Source organism: Citrobacter portucalensis, assembly GCF_023374935.1.
Classification (GTDB): Bacteria; Pseudomonadota; Gammaproteobacteria; order Enterobacterales; family Enterobacteriaceae; genus Citrobacter; species Citrobacter portucalensis.
The window spans coordinates 2,797,224-2,817,485 of sequence record NZ_CP092466.1 but is presented as its reverse complement, the minus strand read 5'-3'; the positions used below and the strand labels follow the sequence as shown (position 1 = coordinate 2,817,485).

General features: G+C 50.3%; 20 protein-coding genes and 2 tRNA genes. 11 read left to right on the top strand and 11 right to left on the bottom strand.

Annotation, left to right across the window (positions count from 1 at the left end; genetic code table 11):
* Positions 1 to 90 precede the first annotated feature (90 nt).
* Positions 91 to 1,572: an APC family permease gene (locus tag LY264_RS13695; RefSeq protein WP_003832697.1), complete on the top strand. Its 1,482-nt coding sequence runs from the start codon at positions 91 to 93 to the stop codon at positions 1,570 to 1,572.
* 21 nt (positions 1,573 to 1,593) lie between these two features.
* On the opposite strand, the gene LY264_RS13690 is transcribed toward LY264_RS13695, so the two are convergent.
* Together LY264_RS13690 and LY264_RS13685 are read right to left on the bottom strand one after the other, a co-directional pair.
* A complete protein-coding gene (locus tag LY264_RS13690) occupies positions 1,594 to 2,292 on the bottom strand; it encodes a cache domain-containing protein (RefSeq protein WP_048226673.1) in 699 nt (232 codons plus the stop codon).
* 24 nt (positions 2,293 to 2,316) lie between these two features.
* Positions 2,317 to 3,042, bottom strand: coding sequence for a FadR/GntR family transcriptional regulator (locus LY264_RS13685; RefSeq protein ID WP_048226671.1), 726 nt, complete (start codon positions 3,040 to 3,042; stop codon positions 2,317 to 2,319).
* A 315-nt stretch (positions 3,043 to 3,357) separates the two neighbouring features.
* Here LY264_RS13685 and LY264_RS13680 point away from each other — a divergent pair, with 315 nt between their 5' ends.
* The 4 genes from LY264_RS13680 (at position 3,358) to LY264_RS13665 (ending at position 8,463) form a co-directional block, all read left to right on the top strand.
* Entirely contained in the window at positions 3,358 to 4,785 is a 1,428-nt protein-coding gene (locus LY264_RS13680) for a gamma-aminobutyraldehyde dehydrogenase (protein WP_048226670.1), read from the top strand.
* 11 nt (positions 4,786 to 4,796) lie between these two features.
* On the top strand, positions 4,797 to 5,270 hold the full coding sequence (locus LY264_RS13675) for an ester cyclase (protein ID WP_032943249.1): 474 nt from the start codon (positions 4,797 to 4,799) through the stop codon (positions 5,268 to 5,270).
* An 88-nt stretch (positions 5,271 to 5,358) separates the two neighbouring features.
* The gene (locus LY264_RS13670; RefSeq protein ID WP_048226668.1) at positions 5,359 to 7,251 is read left to right on the top strand and encodes an NAD(P)-binding protein; all 1,893 of its coding nucleotides are present in this window, start codon (positions 5,359 to 5,361) and stop codon (positions 7,249 to 7,251) included.
* A gap of 3 nt (positions 7,252 to 7,254) precedes the next feature.
* Positions 7,255 to 8,463, top strand: coding sequence for a c-type cytochrome (locus tag LY264_RS13665; RefSeq protein WP_048226666.1), 1,209 nt, complete (start codon positions 7,255 to 7,257; stop codon positions 8,461 to 8,463).
* 43 nt (positions 8,464 to 8,506) lie between these two features.
* Here the strand turns inward: LY264_RS13665 and pdxR are convergent, their stop codons facing one another.
* Positions 8,507 to 9,982, bottom strand: coding sequence for a MocR-like pyridoxine biosynthesis transcription factor PdxR (pdxR, locus tag LY264_RS13660; protein WP_048226664.1), 1,476 nt, complete (start codon positions 9,980 to 9,982; stop codon positions 8,507 to 8,509).
* Between the two features lie 106 nt (positions 9,983 to 10,088).
* Here pdxR and puuE point away from each other — a divergent pair, with 106 nt between their 5' ends.
* From puuE to LY264_RS13640, 4 genes are all read left to right on the top strand, one after another.
* A complete protein-coding gene (puuE, locus tag LY264_RS13655) occupies positions 10,089 to 11,351 on the top strand; it encodes a 4-aminobutyrate transaminase (RefSeq protein ID WP_003832711.1) in 1,263 nt (420 codons plus the stop codon).
* 177 nt (positions 11,352 to 11,528) lie between these two features.
* On the top strand, positions 11,529 to 12,584 hold the full coding sequence (locus LY264_RS13650) for an ABC transporter substrate-binding protein (RefSeq protein ID WP_048226662.1): 1,056 nt from the start codon (positions 11,529 to 11,531) through the stop codon (positions 12,582 to 12,584).
* On the top strand, positions 12,571 to 13,575 hold the full coding sequence (locus LY264_RS13645; RefSeq protein ID WP_048226658.1) for a FecCD family ABC transporter permease: 1,005 nt from the start codon (positions 12,571 to 12,573) through the stop codon (positions 13,573 to 13,575). Before LY264_RS13650 ends, LY264_RS13645 begins: the two co-directional genes overlap by 14 nt.
* Complete coding sequence (locus LY264_RS13640) at positions 13,572 to 14,324, top strand: ABC transporter ATP-binding protein (RefSeq protein ID WP_048226656.1); 753 nt, start codon at positions 13,572 to 13,574, stop codon at positions 14,322 to 14,324. Before LY264_RS13645 ends, LY264_RS13640 begins: the two co-directional genes overlap by 4 nt.
* Here the strand turns inward: LY264_RS13640 and LY264_RS13635 are convergent.
* The 7 genes from LY264_RS13635 to LY264_RS26075 all read right to left on the bottom strand — a co-directional run bounded on the left by LY264_RS13635 (position 14,311) and on the right by LY264_RS26075 (position 17,438).
* The gene (locus LY264_RS13635) at positions 14,311 to 15,033 is read right to left on the bottom strand and encodes a substrate-binding domain-containing protein (RefSeq protein ID WP_048226654.1); all 723 of its coding nucleotides are present in this window, start codon (positions 15,031 to 15,033) and stop codon (positions 14,311 to 14,313) included. The genes LY264_RS13640 and LY264_RS13635 overlap by 14 nt on opposite strands.
* Positions 15,034 to 15,219: 186 nt before the next feature.
* Positions 15,220 to 15,296 (bottom strand) — tRNA-Val (locus tag LY264_RS13630).
* A 4-nt stretch (positions 15,297 to 15,300) separates the two neighbouring features.
* Positions 15,301 to 15,377: transfer RNA gene (locus LY264_RS13625), tRNA-Val, on the bottom strand.
* A 199-nt stretch (positions 15,378 to 15,576) separates the two neighbouring features.
* Positions 15,577 to 16,059 carry a glutathione peroxidase gene (locus LY264_RS13620; RefSeq protein WP_008784641.1) on the bottom strand — a complete coding sequence of 161 codons (483 nt, stop codon included), beginning with the start codon at positions 16,057 to 16,059 and terminating at the stop codon, positions 15,577 to 15,579.
* A gap of 168 nt (positions 16,060 to 16,227) precedes the next feature.
* Positions 16,228 to 16,776, bottom strand: coding sequence for a GNAT family N-acetyltransferase (locus tag LY264_RS13615; protein WP_048214290.1), 549 nt, complete (start codon positions 16,774 to 16,776; stop codon positions 16,228 to 16,230).
* Positions 16,777 to 16,809: 33 nt separating this feature from the next.
* On the bottom strand, positions 16,810 to 17,142 hold the full coding sequence (locus LY264_RS13610) for an EmrE family multidrug efflux SMR transporter (RefSeq protein WP_063941528.1): 333 nt from the start codon (positions 17,140 to 17,142) through the stop codon (positions 16,810 to 16,812).
* Positions 17,143 to 17,258: 116 nt separating this feature from the next.
* Positions 17,259 to 17,438, bottom strand: a complete 180-nt coding sequence (locus LY264_RS26075) for a hypothetical protein (RefSeq protein WP_479690931.1) — start codon at positions 17,436 to 17,438, stop codon at positions 17,259 to 17,261.
* Between the two features lie 261 nt (positions 17,439 to 17,699).
* Here LY264_RS26075 and LY264_RS13605 point away from each other — a divergent pair, with 261 nt between their 5' ends.
* Together LY264_RS13605 and LY264_RS13600 are read left to right on the top strand one after the other, a co-directional pair.
* Positions 17,700 to 18,290, top strand: a complete 591-nt coding sequence (locus LY264_RS13605) for a GNAT family N-acetyltransferase (protein ID WP_048227035.1) — start codon at positions 17,700 to 17,702, stop codon at positions 18,288 to 18,290.
* Positions 18,291 to 18,516: 226 nt separating this feature from the next.
* Positions 18,517 to 18,858, top strand: coding sequence for a DHCW motif cupin fold protein (locus LY264_RS13600; RefSeq protein ID WP_048226653.1), 342 nt, complete (start codon positions 18,517 to 18,519; stop codon positions 18,856 to 18,858).
* 390 nt (positions 18,859 to 19,248) lie between these two features.
* Here the strand turns inward: LY264_RS13600 and LY264_RS13595 are convergent, their stop codons facing one another.
* Complete coding sequence (locus LY264_RS13595) at positions 19,249 to 20,163, bottom strand: LysR family transcriptional regulator (RefSeq protein WP_048226651.1); 915 nt, start codon at positions 20,161 to 20,163, stop codon at positions 19,249 to 19,251.
* Positions 20,164 to 20,262: the final 99 nt, after the last annotated feature.

Sequence of the window (20,262 nt, the reverse complement as noted above, 5' to 3'; positions counted from 1 at the left end):
ATCTGCGACAAATTCACTATACATATAACTTAATATCTTTTATACATTAATTGTTCAACCCTGCGACTATTCCACAAAAGAGAAAGCAATATGGAACAGACACCTGATAAGAAAAACGATAATTTTCAAAAAGATGGCAAAGAACAGTTCAATCGCTCGATCGGTCTTATTTCAAACTTTGCGTTGGGTTTTACCTACCTGTCGCCGCTTACCGCCGTCTATTCGCTGTTTGCGCTGGCCGTAACGCTGGCGGGGCCGCCCGCAGTATGGTGGATTTTAATCGTCGCATGTGGGCAACTTTTGGTTGCATTGGTGTTTGGTGAGGTCGCTTCCCAGTATCCGATAACCGGCGGGCTTTACCCCTGGGCCAGAAGGTTGTGGGGCAAGAAGTATGCGTGGATCGCCGCCTGGATCTACCTGTGGGCTCTGGTGGTCACCATTACGTCGATCGCGGAATATACATCAACGTTTGTTGAATCACTCTTCCACTATGGTCAGACGCCGGCCACGATGTTGGTGACTTCCGTCCTGCTGCTGCTGTTGATGATGGCCGTTAATATGTCCGGGACTAAAAATCTGGCCCGGGTGGCAAAAATTGGTTTCTGGTGTGAAATTGTCAGCGTGATCGCGCTGGGGATTTATCTGCTGATTTTCCACCGTTCGCAGCCGTTCTCTGTGATTTTTGACTCGATGGGCGTGCTGGCTCATGACGGCAGCTACTCCACCGCATTTATGTCTGCTGCGCTGATGGGGCTGTTTATGTTCTTTGGCTTTGAGGCCTGCGGTAACGTTGCGGAAGAGGTGCAGAATCCGAGTAAAAAGATCCCGGTGGCGATGATTTTAAGCATCGTATTCGGCGCGATTTCCGCCATTATTTCTGTTATGGGTTATTTGCTGGCATCACCGAATCTGGTCAGCATCGTGAATGGCAAAACGTCCGATCCGATCCCGGCAATCCTTAATGAAGCTCTGGGCGAAACTGGCGCGACTGTCTTTATCGTCGTTGCAATTATCGCCATGTTGTCGTGCATTTTGTCTCTGCAGGCTGCGTTAAGCCGTCTTATCTTTTCTTTCTCCCGCGACAGAATGCTGCCGGGAAGTGAATGGATGGCCAAAATCTCTAAAAATGGTGTTCCGGATAATGCCATGGTCGTCAGTTGCCTGCTGCCAGTGATCATCTGCGTTTGGGTTTATTTCCAGCCAGATAACCTGTCGCGTATCACCGCGTTTGCTGTTATCGGGATTTACATCTCGTTCCAGATGGTTGTGCTGGCCGCGCTGCGTCAGCGTCTGAAAGGCTGGAAACCGGCGGGAGAGTGGACCATTGGCGGTTGGGGCGTAATCGTGAATGTGCTGGCGTTAGCTTACGGATTGTGCGGGATCTGGTTACTGGCGCAACCGGCAGACAGCAGCGACTTCATCGATCGTTGGACGGTTCTGTTCGGCCTTGCGATTGTTGTTGGCTCGGGGCTTATTTATATGTTCCTGACCCGTCCGTTTGGTCGTTCAGCGGCGCCGGAAAACGACGCCATTGCCTACGCCAATAAGCTCAATATGGGGCAGGATAACTAAAAACTCAGGGCCTTCGGGCCCTTAGTTTTGATAGTGATAAAGGATAAAGTAGTCGCTCTGATACACAACGGTACTGTTTGCAGGTGACAGCAATTCACCCACGCGAAAACGTGGCCAACTGGAGAAAATGATCCTGTTTTCCAGATTAGTCAGAATCACATAGTCAGGATGGGCATAGGAAAGCAGTTCGGCTTCTATCTGACTGACCAGCAGATCGACCGCGGCAACACCGAGAAACTGATCGTTGTAGTAGACCGGGACGGCTGACGTTAGGGTATAGGAGATATTGCAAATATAGTCGACGTAGGGACCGTGGATATAGGCTTTGCCAGCCGGAGGAGAATGCTTAAACCACTCAAAGGTTCTGAAGTCCAGTCGTTGTTGCGTGGCCTGATCCAAATCCAGATGCGCCTGGCTTAAACCATTATCTTTCTTATACCACCACTCCAGCAACCAGTACTCTTTTGTGGTTGCGGTGCTCTCAATATGGCTGGCGAATCCCGCCCCTGAGCAGTAATGGTTGTTATTGAGCGTGCGCTTGATGTGCTGTTGAACGGTGGATCTGACTGAGGGGTCGAGAACGACCTCGGCTGAGGCCTTTTGTACCCCTGAAATTGCCTCATGGATGCTCCTCGCCAGCGCAACGGTAGAATCTACGGTAGAAACAGTAATGTCATCAATTTTACGAATTAATGCGCTTAGGGATGTCGAAGAGCTCATTGTCTGTCCTGCCTTCACTGATTGTCAGTTCGAGTTATATTTCAGCTTTTTTTCAATAAGGTAGTAGGTAAACGTGTCGATGATCCGCGTGGCAAACTGTACTGACTCTGCCTCGTTGTGAGCAGCCAGCGCATCGGCCAGCGCCGAATAAAGCGCGATAATTTCTGCATGAATACTGTCTGTGCGATAAAGTATCGCCACCAGCGATGCCCATTCAGCCTGAACCTGCAGCTCCTGATTGGCCAGTCGCGCTGAATGCGAACTGGCGGCAATCGCCAGCAGACAACGCATATCGGCCTGAGTCATCAGCTCAGGTGAGTTTGCCTTTCTGAGCACCTCGACAAACTCGCGAAATTTGGCGATATCCGCACCGGTCATCCGTCGGGAAGCCAGCCGCGCGCTATGGCTAATAATGGCGCAATGCATTTCACCCAGATCAGACAGATAATCCGTACTGATCGCCTTGAACGGATGCAGGGTGCTATTTTTGCCATCAATATTTTCGCAAACGAAACTCCCACCATTACGACCACGAACCGTATGGATAAGATTATTAGCCCGAAGCGTGTTTAGCGCTTCTCTGATAGTGATATGTGAGACACCCATCATCTTTGCCAAATCAGTTTCGTTGGGGAGCTGTTCTTTTGGCTCCAGCAACCCCGTGATAATGGCATTTGAAAGGCGTTGGACTATCTGGTCTGAACGACTGACCTGCCCGATAGGCGCAAATATGACCGCGTGAGTAATCATAATCTTTTCTGTACTCAATTCCCTGAAACAACGACCATTTTTAACACATGCCCGTCGGGCAAGGAAGGTAAGAATGGCCGAGTTATTTTACATGCCTGGGCGCAACGTCACTGCACAAGCGGATGTGTGTCCCGATAACCTTATGATGAGCTGGGCGTAACGCGTCAGCTGGCAATAAAAAGCCTCATCCTGCAAATGTAAAAATTAAGTTAAAAATGCGAGGCTTATCATAGTGTCAATGTTGCGCATTTGAAAAAATTTTACAATATATATATTACATAAGATTCTTTATGTATTAATTGGCAGGAGACAAACGTGAAAACCCTGAAGCATTTTATTAATGGGCACTATGTAGCAGGCAGTAGCGAAGATAGCTTTGAACTGGTGAGTCCGGTTGACGGTGAAACGTACGCAATATCTCCCAACGCTAACGAGGCGGAGGTAGAGCAGGCTTACTCAGCAGCGGAGGCGGCGTTTAGCATCTGGCGAAAATCGACGCCGGCACAGCGGCAAAAGGCGTTATTGCGGCTGGCCGATGAGATTGAACGCAACGTTGAGCGACTGGTAACCGCGCAGAGCCAGGAAACCGGTCAGCTTCGCCATTTTATTGAGAAAGAGGAGATCGCGGCATCTTGCGATGCCATCCGCTTTTTTGCCGGTGCGGCGCGCTGTCTTGAAGGAAAGGCGGCCGGAGAATATTCCGCAGGATTTACTTCAACCATTCGTCGTGAACCGCTGGGTATTGTTGGGCAAGTGACGCCGTGGAACTACCCGTTCATGATGGCGGTGTGGAAGATTGCACCAGCGCTGGCGGCAGGCAACACGGTGGTGTTAAAACCAAGCGACACCACGCCAGTTAGTACGCTGCTGTTGGCTGAACTGGCCGCACCGTTGTTCCCGAGAGGGGCGTTTAACGTTGTGTTGGGCAAAGCCAGCACTGGTTCGCTGGTGGTTTCAAACCCGAAAGCCTCACTGGTCTCTATTACCGGTTCGGTCCGTGCGGGTTTGCAGGTTGCGGCTTCGGCGGCGGCAAATCTGACCAGAGCACACCTGGAATTGGGCGGGAAAGCGCCCGCAGTCGTGTTCGCCGATGCAGATATGGACAAGGCGATTGCGACGATTACCACAGCAGGCTTTTTCAATGCCGGGCAGGATTGCACAGCGGCTACGCGGATTCTGGTAGAGCAATCTATCTACGCTGAGTTTCTGGAAAAACTGATCCAGAAAACAAAAAGTATCAAATTTGGGCCGCCAGAAGATCAAAATGCACTGTACGGCGCATTGAATAGCCGGAATCAGCTGGAGCAGGTGAAAGGCTTTATTGAGCGTTTACCGGCACATGCAAAAATTGAAACCGGTGGGCGCGCAGGATCTGGTCCAGGTTTCTATTTTGAGCCGACGATCGTCTCCGGATTACATCAAAATGATGAAGCTATTCAGTATGAAGTATTTGGCCCACTAATGACTATTCAGTCGTTTTCTACTGACGAAGAGGTACTACACAAAGCGAATGATGTGGAGTATGGTCTTGCCGCCAGCGTCTGGACCAGTAACCATGGTCGCGCCCAACGCTTCAGCATTGACCTCGATTTTGGCACGGTGTGGATTAACAATCACATTCCTCTGTGCGCCGAAATGCCGCATGGCGGGTTCAAAAAATCGGGGTACGGCAAAGATCTCTCATCTTATTCACTCGAGGAATACACTCGGGTGAAACATATCATGTGCGACATTTCTGAATAGAGAGGATTACGATGAAAACATTAAAAATCGCGGTGCTTTCATTAGTGATGTTCTCGGGCTATAGCCTGGCAGAAAGTACATCGCTGAATACGGTAAAAGAGTATATGGCAGCGTGGAATGCGCATGATGCTTCACGAGCCGCTCAATTTCTTGCTGATGATGCGGTTTATTATGATGCCGCCGCGGGAGAACCGATAAACGGCAGGGAAAAAGCAGAAAAAGAGGTTATCGGCGCTTTTATTAAGGCGGTTCCAGATCTTAGCTGGAAAATGGTTGGAAAACCCGTCTACGACGAAGATACCGTGGCCTTTCGTTGGGAATTTTCAGGCAAAAATAGTGGTGAATGGGCAGGGAGTCCGCCGACAAATAATCCGATCAAATTTGAAGGCGTCAGCTATATTCATGTTAAAGCAGGAAAAATCACCTGGCAGGGTGATTATTATGATTCTAAAAAACTGGATGAAGAGTTAAAGCCAGTGAAGTAGTTGGCTGTACCCCTTTATTAATATGAAGGGGTATCTCTCTTATTTGTGTCGTATTAAAGGCAGTGTGTAGCAATAAGGAAAAAAGTTAATGGCAATTACCAGACGTGATTTTCTCAACGGCGTCGCGGTGACTATTGCGGCGGGACTTACCCCGCTGGAGTGGGTCAGGGCGGCAGGAAAGGGAAACGCATTTATAGATGGAAATTATTATCCTCCTGCGCTGACGGGGCTACGGGGTAATCATCCTGGATCGTTTGAAATGGCGCATGCGCTAGGTCGCGAGCATAAACATTTTGATTTAAACGCTCTGCCCGTTGAGGAAGAGTACGATCTGGTGATTGTGGGTGGCGGTATTAGCGGGTTAGCTGCCGGTTGTTTTTGGCGTCAAGTTGCCGGGCAAAATAGCCGGATCCTGATCCTCGATAACCATGACGACTTTGGTGGACACGCCAAACGTAATGAATTTACCAGCTCGGGTAAGAAATTACTCGGTTATGGTGGCAGCGAAGCATTCCAGTCACCTGCGCATAATTTCAGCCCTGAAGTACAAAAGTTGATGGAAACCGTGGGCGTCAGTGTCACGCGGTTAAAAGAGAGTTTTGACGTAAACTTCTACCCCGACTGGCAGCTCAGTCGCGGCGTTTTCTTCGACAAGAAGAATTTTGGCGAAACCAAAATCGTCAGCGGCGATCCGGGCCGCGCGGTATCTGATGATATTCCGCCGGACAGGCTCAATGGGCGTAAAATTGAAGACTTTATCAATGATTTTCCGCTAAGTGAGAACGACAGAAAAGCGCTGATCGACCTGCACGTCCGGCCCGGTGATTACCTGCCGGGGATGACGGTCGATGAGAAAATGGAATGGCTGGATACCCACAGCTACAGTGAATTTTTGGCAACAAAAGTTGGTTTGAGCAAAATGGCGCTGCTCTATTTCCAGCAGCGTTCCAACGACTTCTTTGCTATTGGTATTGAAGGTATTTCCTGTAGCGATGCCCGTGCGTGCGCCTTACCCGGCATGGAAGGGATGGGGTTACCGCCGCTGGACGGTGAGTCACTGGCCGACCTCGAAGAGCCGTATGTTTACCACTTCCCGGACGGTAACGCCGGGTTAGCCCGTCTGTTAGTCAGATATATGCTGCCGGATGCGCTACCGGGCAACACGATGGAAGACTCTGTCCTCGGCAGACTACATTACGAAAAGCTGGATCTGCCGGAAAACACCACGCGCCTGCGCCTGAACAGCACGGTGATTAATGCGGCCAACGTGCAGGATGGCGTGGCGGTGACCTATCTGCGTGACGGTAAAATGCACCGTGTGCGCGGTAAGAACACCATCATGGCAGGTTATAACATGATGATCCCGTATCTGGTGCCTGAGATGCCGGAACAGCAGCAGGCGGATCTTAAACTGAACGTGAAGGCACCGCTGGTGTACACCAACGTGGTGGTCAAAAACTGGCAGGCGTTCAAACAGCTTGGCGTACATGAGTTTTATTCTCCGGCGGCACCTTATAGCAGGGTCAAGCTCGACTATCCGGTCAGTATTGGTGGGTATCAACATCCGGCCTCCCCGGACGATCCGATGGTCATTCATATGGTCTATGTGCCGACCTATCCGGGTAGTAACCTGTCGGCCAGAGAGCAGTTCCGTCTGGGACGAGCCTATTTGCTGGGGACCACCTTTGCGGCGCATGAGGAGATGATTCGCTCCCAGTTGCAGGAGATGTTTGGCTCAACCGGATTTGATAATCAACGCGATATTGCCGCCATTACGGTTAACCGCTGGGCGCATGGCTATGCGTACTACGCCAACTCGCTGTTCGATGATATGGATAAGATGCCAGAAATTATCGAACGGGCGCGTAAGCCAGTCGGTCGCATTGCCATCGCTAACTCCGATTCTGACTGGAGTGCTTATGCCCATACGGCAATCGATCAGGCATGGCGTGCGGTTAATGAACTCAAGGATATGGGGTGATCTATGCGCAATGTAACCATTCTCGCCGCCTGTTTATTTACTGCTTCGGTTTCCGCTGCTGAATCTAACGGTGAATACATCGCGCGAATTTCAGACTGCGTCGCCTGTCACACCGCTGAAGGTGGTGCGGCGATGGCGGGGGGCAAAAAGTTTCCTACTCCGGTGGGGGATATTTATTCGACCAACATTACCCCAGACAAAACGCAGGGTATTGGAAATTATTCTTACGAGGATTTTGAAAAAGCCGTACGGCAGGGGATTGCCAAAGATGGTCATCCGCTCTATCCGGCTATGCCTTATCCCTCCTATGCAAAACTTTCTGACGAGGATGTTAAGGCGCTGTATAGCTATTTTATGCATGACGTCACGCCGTCAGCACAGCCCAATAAAGAGAATGCTATTCCGTGGCTACTCTCCGCCCGCTGGCCGCTGCATATCTGGAACTGGCTGTTTACCGACGCGCCAGTGTCGGCTGTAGAGGGCGCGAAAACGGATGATAATGCTGCCATGGTAAAACGGGGTGCTTATCTGGTGGAAGGCCCCGGACACTGCGGTTCATGCCATACCCCGAGAGGCATGGCGATGAACGAAAAAGCGTATACTAATGCTGATGCCGAATACCTGAGCGGCGCGATGATTGACGGCTGGTATGCACCGTCGCTGCGCGGCACCGGTATGTCTGAGCAGGAGTTAAAATCGCTGTTGCTGACCGGTAAAAGCAAGCATGCCGCGGTTTCAGGTTCGATGGCTGAAGTCGTCACGCAGAGTACACAGTATCTGACCGACGAAGATGCCACGGCGATCGCCCAATATCTGTTGAGCCTGAAAAGTGCGAAGCCTGAAACGGTACGTGCTGCGGCGACTACAGCATCCTGGTCGAATTCACCTGAGGCGGGCAAAGTGACCTATAACCGCTACTGTTCAACTTGTCACGGTCTGGAAGGGAAAGGTACGGATGATAACGCGCCTTCTTTAGTTAACAATCCACTGGTGATGGTTGATGACCCGACACCGCTGTTCAGAGTGATTGCCCACGGCGCAGAAACACCGACAACGCGTGGCAGCGTCTCCTTTAAGATGCCTGCCTACGGTGGCTTGTTAAGCGACAACGAAATGCGCGACGTGATTAACTACGTGCGTAAAAGTTGGGGTGAAGGGAATAGCGAAGTAAGCCAGGAAGACCTGGCTGGCGTTAAAAAAGCGTCACATTAAACAGTATGCCGGAGAAGGTGCTTGCACCTTCATCCGGCAGTGCTTACACGGTGTTTACCCTGATAATATCCACGAGTCGGGTAAACGCCGCCGTCATTTCATGCTCTTCAATACTGGCAAACCCCAGCAGCAGGCCGCTGCGTTTCCCTTCATTTACGTAATAGCGTGACAGCGGGCGCACCAGCAACCCTTGCGCATTCGCCTGTTGGGCAATGACCGCATCATCGCTCCCGGCGGGTAACTGTAAGATCATATGCAGCCCGGCGTTGCTGCTGAAGGAACCAAGAAAATGTTCACCAAGTTGGCGGCTGATAAGCTCTACCAGCATCTGGCGACGACGACTGTATAGCTGACGCATTTTCCGAATGTGTGCCGCGTAATAACCCTCGCGAATAAACTCCGCCAGTGCGGCCTGAATCAACAGATGCCCACCACGATAGAGGTCGTTATGAACCTTTTTCAGCGGAGCGGCTAACGATTTAGGTAGCACGACATACCCGAGTCGCAGTGCGGGATAGAGTGTCTTACTGAATGTCCCGATGTAAATGACCGGTGTCTCTTCTTCCAGCCCCTGCAAAGAGGGAATCGGCTGGCCGGAAAAGCGGAACTCACTGTCGTAATCATCTTCCACTATCCAGCTTCGCGTTTCACGTGCGCGAAAGAGAAGTTGCCGGCGGCGGCTCAGACTCATTACCGAACCGAGTGGGTATTGATGTGACGGTGTCACAAAAATAAGTTTTGGCGGTGTTTCACCTGCATCCGGCGGGACCATGCCTTGTTCATCAACCGGAATAGCCGAAAAATTAACGGCATTGATGCGAAGAATATTTTTGATTCCCCAGTAGCCCGGTTCCTCAATCCAGGCGTGATCGCCAGGGTTGCATAAAGTCCGGGTCACCAGATCCAGGGCCTGGTGAATACCTTCAGTAATCAGAATTTGCTCCGGTGAGCACCGTACGCCGCGAGCGGTGCGCAGATAGTCTGCCAGTGCTTCTTTTAGCTCATTCACGCCGCCTGTGGCATCGTAAGTGAGATACTCCGGGCGCAGTCGTCTTGCCAGCCTGTCCTGAATTTTCTTGAGTACCCGGTGCGGGAAATGCTCTACATCAGGTACGCCTGGAATAAATGCCCCCCACTGGCGGGGACTGGCGCTGGCATTACCTAACAGCTCAAGGCAGCGGGCGGATAAACGGGTGTGATCTTCCTGAGCGGCAGTAACAGGCTCTTTGTCAGGACGCAGGTCTAGATTGTCCAGCACGCTGTCGGTCACAAATGTGCCGCTGCTGGTACGCGCGGAAATATACCCTTCAGCTTGCAACTGTTCGTACACCCGCAGGACGGTATTGCGCGATAGCGTCAGCTCTCCTGCCAGGTCACGCGACGGAGGCATTCGGGTGGCCGGTTTCAGGCTACCTTCGAGGATGCAACTACAAATGGCGGCATACAGGCGGCGATGTAGTTTTTCGTCAGTCTGCTGATTAAATGCATGCTTGATCACATCTCCGGCAAGTGAACGCATTTGGATCCTTAAAATAAAACGATTTGGCTCTCGATTAAAGTACCAGACGGCGTCTAAATTTAAAGGGTAATTCAACCGAAATGTATTAATGGACAAGGTGTAGAGAATGAACAATAAAAACCTGCAACAACGTCGTCTGGATGCCACCCCGCGTGGCGTGGGTGTGATGTGTGATTTTTATGCTCAGTCGGCAGAAAACAGCACAATTACCGATATCGAAGGCAATCAGTACATCGATTTTGCCGCCGGGATTGCCGTGCTGAACACCGGACACCGCCATCCTCGCCTGGTGCAGGCAGTCGAAGCGCAACTTCAGGCTTTTACCCATACGGCTTATCAGATTGTCCCGTACGAAAGCTATGTGTCTTTGGCTGAGAAAATCAACGCCGTTGCGCCAATCGACGGCAAGCGTAAAACCACATTCTTCACTACCGGGGCTGAAGCGGTAGAAAACGCGGTGAAAATTGCGCGCGCGCATACCGGCCGTCCTGGCGTTATCGCATTTGGCGGTGGTTTTCATGGGCGTACTTACATGACGATGGCGTTAACCGGCAAGGTGGCACCCTATAAAAAAGGTTTCGGCCCGTTCCCAGGCTCTGTTTACCATGCGCCGTATCCTTCTGAATTGCAGGGTATTTCCACGGCGGATTCCCTAAAAGCGATTGAGCGTCTGTTTAAAGCCGATATCGATCCAACCCAGGTTGCGGCGATTATTTTCGAACCCGTCCAGGGCGAAGGGGGCTTCGTGGTGGCACCGCCAGAATTTGTGGCTGCCATCCGCCGTATTTGCGACGAGCATGGCATCGTGATGATCGCTGATGAAGTACAAAGCGGGTTTGCCCGTACGGGTCAGCTGTTTGCGATGGATCATTACGCCGATAAAGCGGACCTGATGACCATGGCGAAAAGCCTTGCGGGCGGCATGCCGTTGTCAGGCGTCGTGGGCAAAGCCGAAATTATGGATGCGCCTGCGCCAGGTGGTCTGGGTGGAACCTACGCCGGAAACCCGCTGTCGATCGCGGCGGCCCATGCGGTGCTGGATATCATTCGTGATGAGCAGTTATGCCAGCGTGCGGCGGCTCTCGGTGAACAGCTGCGCGCCGCTCTGACAGATGCACAAGCAGGGTGTCCTGAACTGGCCGAAGTGCGAGGTTTAGGCTCTATGATTGCTGCTGAATTCTGTGATGCAGCGACAGGAGAACCCAACGCTGCCGCCGCACAACGCGTGCAGAAGAAAGCCCTTGAGCAAGGATTACTGCTGCTGACCTGCGGTCAGTATGGCAACGTTATTCGTTTCCTTTACCCGCTGACAATTCCGCAGGATCAGTTCGCCAAAGCGCTCGATATTATCAAAGCAGCAACCAAGTAATTCGTTAGTTGTCATTTACCCAAAGCCGACGGTCGTCATCACCGTCGGCTTTATTATTGTTGGCATAAATTGATCTTCCTCGTGTGTAGCGCGGTATTTATCGCGAATGGGTTGCCAGGCCTCTCGTTATATAATTTAATACATATCGTTTTTACTCCTCTATTCAGATGGTATCCCATGTTAACTTTCCGCTCTTTTGTGCTGGTTTGCGCCAGCATGTTGTTTGCGTTTTCTGCTCAGGCCGACCGAACGATCACCGATCAGCTTGGTCGACAGGTCACGATTCCTGACCACGTGGACAAAGTGGTCGTGCTGCAACACCAGACGTTGAATATTCTGGTCCAGCTCAATGCCCAGCAGGACATTGTTGGTGTGATGTCGAGCTGGAAAAAGCAGCTCGGGCCTGAATTTGCGCGCTTTATGCCGACGATTACTACATTGCCGACGCCAGGCGATCTCACCAGCGTGAACATCGAAAGCCTGTTGGCGATTCATCCGCAGGTGGTTTTTGTCGCCAACTATGCGCCCGCGGAGATGATCCAGCAGATTCAGAACGCCGGTATTCCGGTCGTGGCTATCTCGTTACGCAAGGATGCCACCGGGCAACAGAATAAAATGAACCCGACCATGGCCGATGAAGAGCAGGTCTACAATGAAGGGTTGAAGCAGGGTATTCGCCTGATCGCTGACGTGGTTGGGCGCAAACCGCAGGCCGAAACGTTAATCGACTACGTTTTTGCCGCGCGGGCAAAATTCAATGCGCCGGTTGCGACAATCCCGGATGAGCAAAAAGTCCGTATTTATATGGCTAACCCCGATCTGATGACTTACGGCTCCGGGAAGTACACGGGATTGATGATGCAGCACGCGGGGGGATTAAACGTGGCGGCTGCCAGTGTGAAAGGTGCCCGTCAGGTTGCGCTGGAGCAGGTATTAGCGTGGAACCCGCAGGTGATTTTTGTCCAGGATCGCTATCCGCAGGTGGTAACTCAGATCCAAAACGATCCGAACTGGCAGGGGATTGATGCGGTGAAAAATCATCGCGTCTGGTTGATGCCTGAATATGCCAAAGCCTGGGGCTATCCGATGCCGGAAGCGTTGGCGATCGGTGAACTTTGGATGGCCAAAAAACTGTATCCGGATGCCTATAAAAACGTGGACGTTGATGCGCAGGCCAGGGACTACTATCAACGTTTTTATCGTGTGAACTGGCAGTCTGATGCAGCTAAGTAACCGTATTTTGCCCCAGCAACCGCTCTTAATCGTTGTGGTCCTGTTGCTGGGCGTCAGTTCGCTATGCCTCGGACAGTATCCGCTGTCGTTAAGCGAGGTGTTTCACCACCTGACACACTATAGCGACGCTGAAGGAATAGGCAGCCAGGTTATCTGGACGGTCAGGCTACCGCGTATTTTGATGGCACTGCTGGCGGGGGGCGCGCTTGGGTTATGCGGCGCGACGCTGCAAGGGGTATTTCATAACCCTCTGGTCGACCCGCATATTATCGGCGTGACGTCGGGGGCGGCTTTTGGTGGAACACTGGCCATCCTGCTCGGTCTTTCGCCCTGGCTGATGATGGGATCAACGTTTTTCTTTGGTCTGACAGCGTTGATCCTGGTGTATGCCATTGCTGCGTTACAGGGGCTGGAGAATACGCTGGTATTGATTCTGTCGGGTATCATTTTGAGCGGTTTTTTTGCCGCGCTGGTGAGCCTGATCCAGTATCAGGCTGATACCGAAGAGACGTTACCTAATATTGTGTTCTGGTTGCTTGGCAGCTTTGCGACGGCCAACTGGCATAAAGTGCTGCTGTTGGCGGTTCCGGTCGGTATCGCCGCGACGGTTTTGTACCAGCTACGCTGGCGGATAAACCTGTTGTCGCTCAATGACAAAGATGCCAGAGCACTGGGTGTAGCGGTGGTTCCTCTGCGACGCAGTGTTTTGGTGTGCTGCGCATTTTTGGTCGCTGCTCAGGTGGCGGTCAGCGGCAGTATTGCCTGGGTTGGATTAGTGATTCCGCATCTGGCGCGTTTGCTGGTGGGGGTTGATCATCGTCGTTTACTACCGTGCGCCTTCTGGTTGGGGGGCGGATTTATGATTGTGGTGGACGATATTGCTCGCACCCTGATGCACGCGGAGATACCGTTGGGGATTATTACCGCATTGTTCGGCGCGCCGTTGTTTGCTTTCTTACTCATTCGTACCAGTCGTCGGGAGAAATCATGATACCTGCCGCACTGCGTGTAAATCAGCTTACTTATGGGTATCGTACACCGCTATTTGAGCCGCTAACGTTCTGTTGCCAGAAAGGTGAGATCTGGGCCGTGCTGGGACGCAACGGCTTGGGTAAAAGTACACTGCTCGATACGTTAACCGGCACGCTGCCTGCTTTAGGCGGGAATATTGAAAATAACGGTGGGATAGGGATTGTGGCACAGCATAGCCATCTGCCGTTTCCGTACACGGTCAGCGACGTGGTGCTGATGGGGCGAGCACAGCACGTGAAGCTGTTTGCGCAACCCAGTCCGCAGGATCAAAAAAGAGCAATGCAGGCGTTAGAGCAGTTGAATATCGCGCATCTCGCCTCCAGCTCATTTGGCTCACTTTCTGGCGGGCAGCAACAGTTGGTGATGATTGCCCGGGCTCTGGTGACGGAGTGTCAAACGCTGTTACTGGATGAACCGTGTTCCGCGCTGGATCTCGCCAATCAGCAGGTGGTGCTCCAGCTCATCAGCGATCTGGCCCATCAACAGGGATGCAGCATTCTCTTTTCGACCCACGATCCGCTTCATGCGTTACAGGTTGCTTCCCATACTTTGCTGCTACTCCCTGAAGGAAAATGGCGGGCAGGGCCCACGAACAGCATTGTGACGGAGGAGAATTTATTCCTGGCCTATGGCTTAACGCTGAGAAAACTCAGCGTGGAGAACTACCAGACGCCGTTTATCGCACCGTTGTTTTTTATTCGTCGTTAAGCGTTAAGAATCCGGCGGCGCTAAGAAATTCCTGCCCGCCGCGGGAGAGTATGAATTCAACCAGCGCCATGACTTCATTGGATGCATCAAGCACCGCCAGTTGGTATTCGCAGCGAATATTGTGCTCATCGGGAATAGCCACGTAATGTACGTCGGGCATCGCGCGCAGCGCGTGTGCGTAATGCGCGTAACCGATAAACAGATCGGCCAGTCCCTGGCGCAGTATCCAGGCACTCGCCAGTTCACCTTGCGGGATTTTTATCGTATCACGACCACCCACCAGCGGGATTGCCCGTGCGCGAAGCTGTTGCCCGAGTCCTGCTTCCAGTACATCCATATTGTCGAAAAATGCCCAGGTATAGTCTCCGGAAGGGTCGCAGCCGGGCGTTGATGTACCTGGTCGCAGCGTTGGGTCGCGGAGTAAATCCAGCCAGACACCGGTTCGGTTGCTGACAAGGCTCAGTTTGTTCCAGCAAAAAGTGTGCGTAGAGAAGGCAATATTACGTGCTAACAGGTTCTGCGGATGTTCCCGGTTAGCGGAGGCAAAGAGCGCACACGGTTCTCCCGCTTCAATACGTTCACGCAATAAACCGGCCGGACCATATTCAACCTTAACGTCTATTCCACTCATGCGCGTGAACTGGCTTATCAATGGCGTAAATGCAGGGCGCAAACTGCCTGCGGCTAACAGGAAGATGGAAGAGGGCATGGTATCCGATCTCTGGCGAATGACATTATGCGAAGAAGATGAATGATACGCGTTGAGCATGGAATTTAGAATGATTTAGCGCAGTGCTATTGAATCATCAAGGGAAATGATAAAACTGACGGATACAAACTGAAGATAAAAAAATAGTTTTGAAGTTAAATAGCACCAAATCAAAGGGATATGATTTGGTGCGTCCGAGTGGACTCGAACCACCGACCCCCACCATGTCAAGGTGGTGCTCTAACCAACTGAGCTACGGACGCAAAATGGTGCGTTCAATTGGACTCGAACCAACGACCCCCACCATGTCAAGGTGGTGCTCTAACCAACTGAGCTATGAACGCAACGTTGTAGGTGACAACGGGGACGAATATTAGCGGCACAGACCGAATGAGGCAAGAGGGAAATAGCATTTTTCTTCCTGATCTCACGCGATTGCAGAGTAATTAAGCAAGTTGATTATATTTTGTTGATTTTGCAGCGTGTTTTTTATTCAGACAGCGAACTGGGGCATACCAGGGACGGTTTGAATTACAGAGGCGCTCAGACTTTAAGCAATGTAAGGATGGTGGTTTCTATTTTCTCTGGGGTAGTGAAGGGGGCAAATCGCTTAAGCGGCTTGCCGTCACGCCCGATCAGGAACTTAGTAAAATTCCACTTGATCCGCCCACCCAGCACGCCGGGTAATTCGTCTTTCAGGTAACGAAATACCGGGTGCGTAGCGGCACCGTTGACTTCCACTTTCTCAAACATCGGGAAGCTCACACCGTAGTTGATGTGACAGGTTTGCGCGATTTCGTCGGCTCCACCGGGCTCCTGGTTACCGAACTGGTTGCAGGGAAAACCAAGCACCACCAGACCCTGCGCGGCGTACTTCTTGTAGAGCGCTTCGAGGCCTGCATATTGTGGAGTGAAACCACAATGGCTGGCGGTATTAACCACCAGAACCAGTTTGCCAGCGTAGTCAGTCATACAGATGGGCTGGCCATGCAAACTGGTGGCAGTCAGTTGATGAAAGGGGGCCATGCCAGAATCCTCAAATAAGATAGCATTACTCATGTTGCCCGCGAGTGACAGGCTTAGCTGCGTATCTATTTATTATGATCGCAACTGCAGGATTAATAAACTTGCCATTGGTGCAGGGCAAAAATAGAAATTCTCTGCGGTTCGGTTATGGACATTCCATAATTTATATTAACCAACCTGACGAGCGTTCCATTCGTCGCGCGTGATTTCCCAAAGTTCAGAATCCAGCAAACCGCTGACATACTCTTTCTTTTCCGTCTTGATAAGCCGCATGCCGCTACTGTCTGAAATACGTTTGGAACGGATATTGAGAGAGGCTTTCGGCGCACGCAATACCGTCTTATTTAACGTATTAAACCAGTAATCCGTAGCGACATTACTGGCCTCACGCATAAAACCCTGCCCCTGATATTCCGGAGCTAACCAAAATCCACGGTTATTATCCTCAACGTCATAAAGGCAAATTAAACCTATGAGAGCGTCAGGGGCCTCACGGAGTCTGATAGTCCAGATCCACGCAATCCCTTTTTCCATATCAGGCAGGGCAACGTTATTGACGTAATTCTCCGCACCGTTATCAGGATAGGGCCAGGGTACTGAGGAGACCATATAGCGAACTATCTCCCAGCGGGGATAAAGCACCTGAATCTGCGAGGCATCTTCGGCTTCTAATGGTTTTAACAGCAAGCGTTCCGTATGGAGTATTGGTATTTTCATATGCACTTTTCCTACTCGATCAAGATAAGAGGATCAATGTGGGGAGGATTTTGAAAAAATATTAATAACCAGAACCCCAGCACAAATAAGAAGCATACCTGCGATCGCCGGAAAATCTAGCTTTTGCCCACTTACCAACCAGCCCAAAAGGCTGATTAATACGATTCCAGCACCTGACCAAATTGCGTATGCAATACCCGTTGGAATGGTCGACAGGGTCTGGGAGAGAAGATAAAAGGCTGTGCAGTAGCACACAATAGTCGCTACAGATGGCCATAGGCGTGTGAATCCGTCAGAGAACTTCATCAGAGTTGTACCTATGACTTCAGCTACGATGGCCCCGGCAAGGAAAATGTATGAATTCAAAATCTGACCCCATGTGACAATCTAAAGCAAATATCGTATCACAAAGGGTTGGGGGAGTTTGAACACAGCAGTTATCCGCCCAAGACTTCGAAGCTGCCGTACTTAACTCATAGCGATTAGATTTCCGTTGGTGAGTTCTCCTGCCAAGAGCAAAAGAAAACTCCGGCTGATAATGCGATGGACATATCCATACAACGCAGATCTGTTTGGGCAAGTCTTGATGGGGATGTCGTTTCCTTGATAAACATAAAACCATGCTTTTCGTAGAAAGTTTGCGCGTTTGGTGTTGAGGTCAAGGTTAACTGTTTCAGCCCTCTTTTAATCGCCTCATTACATTTATAGATTTATCATGAAACGGTTTCGTTTCAACATCGTTGTTTTACAAAAGAGGGAAGTCCATTACTGGCACGGAGTTGACAAGTTACCATTATGAGCAGTGAGCAGATAATCGACTCTTGATGAGTCGATTATTCAATGCAAACGGGGCATAGTAATTCATTCAGTACAGGATTATGCAGCTCAATCAATCGACACAAAATAATTGTAAGGTCACAAATATGACGCCTACATTGCAAGGATCTCTTGTCACGCTCCGTCCTCTGCTTGAGACAGATGCTCAGCTATTGATTGATGCGGCAGCGGATGGGGAACTCTGGTCTCTGCCATTTACGGTAGTTCCGTCTGCTGACACCGCAGATTTGTACATTCAGAAAGCCCTCAAGGGGCAGATCGAAGGCACAGTCATGCCGTTTGCTGTAACGCTTTTGTCCGATCAACGTGTCATTGGATCAACACGTTTCTGGAAGATTGATAGAGAAAACCGAAAGCTCGAAATTGGTCATACCTGGTATTCACAAAGCTGGCAAAAAACAGCTGCAAATACCGAGAGTAAACTGTTATTGCTGCGGTACGCCTTTGAGCAACTGAAGTGTGTTCGCGTTCAGTTTACGACTGATGTATTGAATGAGCGCTCGCAGGCTGCCATTCTCCGTATTGGTGCGATCCAGGAAAGCATCATCAGAAATGAACGAATTATGCCTGATGGTCGAAAACGTACTTCCATACGGTACAGCATAATTGATGATGAGTGGCCGCAGGTTCGGACCAACCTTGAGCACCGCCTTTCCAGCTACAGGAAAGAGAAATAACTCGAGGTTTTGCGGACAGAAGGTCTGCTGTGAGCGAACAGCGGTCGTTACCGACACCAGCGGATTTTCATTAATGTAGCACTTCAAATTGGTAGATAACTTGAATCAGGTTCGATTTCGTCACTACATATGGAAAATAAAGAGTTGATGTATAATTATTTTTTCTGATGTTAATTCATTCTAACCTGAGCTCCAGAAATCATTCTTAACGACGAAAGGCCATACAATGAATATCGAAGCATTTGCTTTTGGCACCACCAACTGGGGTGAAGTCGAAAAAACAGAACATCCTGGGGAAACAGGCATAGCCTACTGGCGCACACAATTTTTTGGCCACAAGCCGAACCAAATCCGTGTGCGAATGGTTGAATATACCCCAGGCTACCTTGCGGATCATTGGTGCAGTAAAGGTCATGTCCTTTTATGCCTGGAGGGAGAACTCGAAACACTGCTCGCAGATGGCCGCAAATTCACTTTAACTGCGGGGATGAGTTATCAGGTTGGTGATAACGCAGAACCACATCAGTCCAGAACGGAGACAGGAGCAAAACTCTTTATTGTGGACTGACGGATTCGTCGTTGTTGCGTTTGCGATGTCCGCTCCTGGTTCTGAGCAGTCGTATGAGGAGGTACTGTTTTTCACGTGAGATTTGAATAGTTGAAGGCCATAAGTACTGATGATGAGAGGCTTGAATAACCTGTGTGGTTTTGGAGTGGTTTTACCCCACTTGAAGCGTGATTTTGGGGGCATCTTTAGGAGCAGGGACATAAAAAGGGACACATTAATAGCTGCTATAACCCGCTATCAACTGTCCCTGAGGTTGTTTATCGCACTGATTTATAAGTATTTTTAGTTTTTAAATGATTATATTTTGTTAATTTTGCAGAATGCTATTTACTCAGGCTGTGCGCCGGGCGAGTCGCACCTGATTGTTAAACTGCGTGATGTTTTGCATTCCTACGTGCTGGAGTCACTTAAATAATTACACAGCAACTTCCATAAGTAATGAGCAGCCGGTGTAAAACGATGATCGGAGCTACGCAATATATGCCACTGACACTCTCTGGCAATATGATGATCAATCGGTATTGCCGTCAATTCCCCAGGATAAGAATTTGCATTAGCGGTTTGTTCTGTCATAAAAGCAATCCCCAGTCCCGCACGGCACAGAGCTATTGCGCTGGTAAACAGATTACAGCAGTAGGATGGCCTGAACATAATCGCTTCATCGCGAAACATCGCAGTGAGATATCGCTGAAGCCCAAAATTGTCATGCATAGCAATCAGGCGATGCCGGGAAAGTTCCTGAAGCGTTACTTTCTTTAAACCAGAAATAACATGATCCTTCCTGACAATGGCACAAATGGCTCCCCGGTTATAGCTATATCGTTTAAGTGCCGGTTGCCCAACGGGACCAAATCCCACGGCCATATCCACTTCACCTCTTGCAATGAGTTCCATCGACGTTTCCATGTTGCCAGAAGTGATATCTACAAACACATTCGGGTAGATTTGGGCAAAATCGCTCACGACGTGGGTAATGATTTCCTGGACCATCCCTTGTCCAACGCGCAGCGTAACTGTCCCTCCACGCATATGGCGCATATCGCTGAGTTGCCGCTCAAGTTCATTGCGTTTTTGTTGAGTAATAGCGTAGTCATCAGCCAGTAATCTTCCCGCCTCGGTGAGGACAACGTTACGTCCTCTTTTCTCCAATAATGGCAGCTGTATTGTTCTTTCCAGAAGAGAGATTTGGCGACTGACAACCGAAGGGTTAAAGCCAAGGATGTCGGCGGCTCTGCGGATCCCACCGTACAATCCGACCATATATAAATAACGGATCGCTTTTTCTGGATAGGTGCTCAATGTCATGTTTTTGCCATTATTGTTGACCTGAAAGCAACAATAATAGCATAGGAGCCTGATTCTTTTTCAACCGGGATTCATCACATACTAATGCTAAATACCTAT

Coding starts and splice junctions, on each gene's coding strand:
- LY264_RS13620 (WP_008784641.1), bottom strand. CDS start 16,059: ATGGCCCCCTTTCATCAACTGACTGCCACCAGTTTGCATGGCCAGCCC.
- LY264_RS13595 (WP_048226651.1), bottom strand. CDS start 20,163: ATGACATTGAGCACCTATCCAGAAAAAGCGATCCGTTATTTATATATG.
- pdxR (WP_048226664.1), bottom strand. CDS start 9,982: ATGCGTTCACTTGCCGGAGATGTGATCAAGCATGCATTTAATCAGCAG.
- puuE (WP_003832711.1), top strand. CDS start 10,089: ATGAACAATAAAAACCTGCAACAACGTCGTCTGGATGCCACCCCGCGT.
- LY264_RS13670 (WP_048226668.1), top strand. CDS start 5,359: ATGGCAATTACCAGACGTGATTTTCTCAACGGCGTCGCGGTGACTATT.
- LY264_RS13640 (WP_048226656.1), top strand. CDS start 13,572: ATGATACCTGCCGCACTGCGTGTAAATCAGCTTACTTATGGGTATCGT.
- LY264_RS13650 (WP_048226662.1), top strand. CDS start 11,529: ATGTTAACTTTCCGCTCTTTTGTGCTGGTTTGCGCCAGCATGTTGTTT.
- LY264_RS13645 (WP_048226658.1), top strand. CDS start 12,571: ATGCAGCTAAGTAACCGTATTTTGCCCCAGCAACCGCTCTTAATCGTT.
- LY264_RS13605 (WP_048227035.1), top strand. CDS start 17,700: ATGACGCCTACATTGCAAGGATCTCTTGTCACGCTCCGTCCTCTGCTT.
- LY264_RS13635 (WP_048226654.1), bottom strand. CDS start 15,033: ATGCCCTCTTCCATCTTCCTGTTAGCCGCAGGCAGTTTGCGCCCTGCA.
- LY264_RS13675 (WP_032943249.1), top strand. CDS start 4,797: ATGAAAACATTAAAAATCGCGGTGCTTTCATTAGTGATGTTCTCGGGC.
- LY264_RS13600 (WP_048226653.1), top strand. CDS start 18,517: ATGAATATCGAAGCATTTGCTTTTGGCACCACCAACTGGGGTGAAGTC.
- LY264_RS13690 (WP_048226673.1), bottom strand. CDS start 2,292: ATGAGCTCTTCGACATCCCTAAGCGCATTAATTCGTAAAATTGATGAC.
- LY264_RS13685 (WP_048226671.1), bottom strand. CDS start 3,042: ATGATTACTCACGCGGTCATATTTGCGCCTATCGGGCAGGTCAGTCGT.
- LY264_RS13615 (WP_048214290.1), bottom strand. CDS start 16,776: ATGAAAATACCAATACTCCATACGGAACGCTTGCTGTTAAAACCATTA.
- LY264_RS13695 (WP_003832697.1), top strand. CDS start 91: ATGGAACAGACACCTGATAAGAAAAACGATAATTTTCAAAAAGATGGC.
- LY264_RS13665 (WP_048226666.1), top strand. CDS start 7,255: ATGCGCAATGTAACCATTCTCGCCGCCTGTTTATTTACTGCTTCGGTT.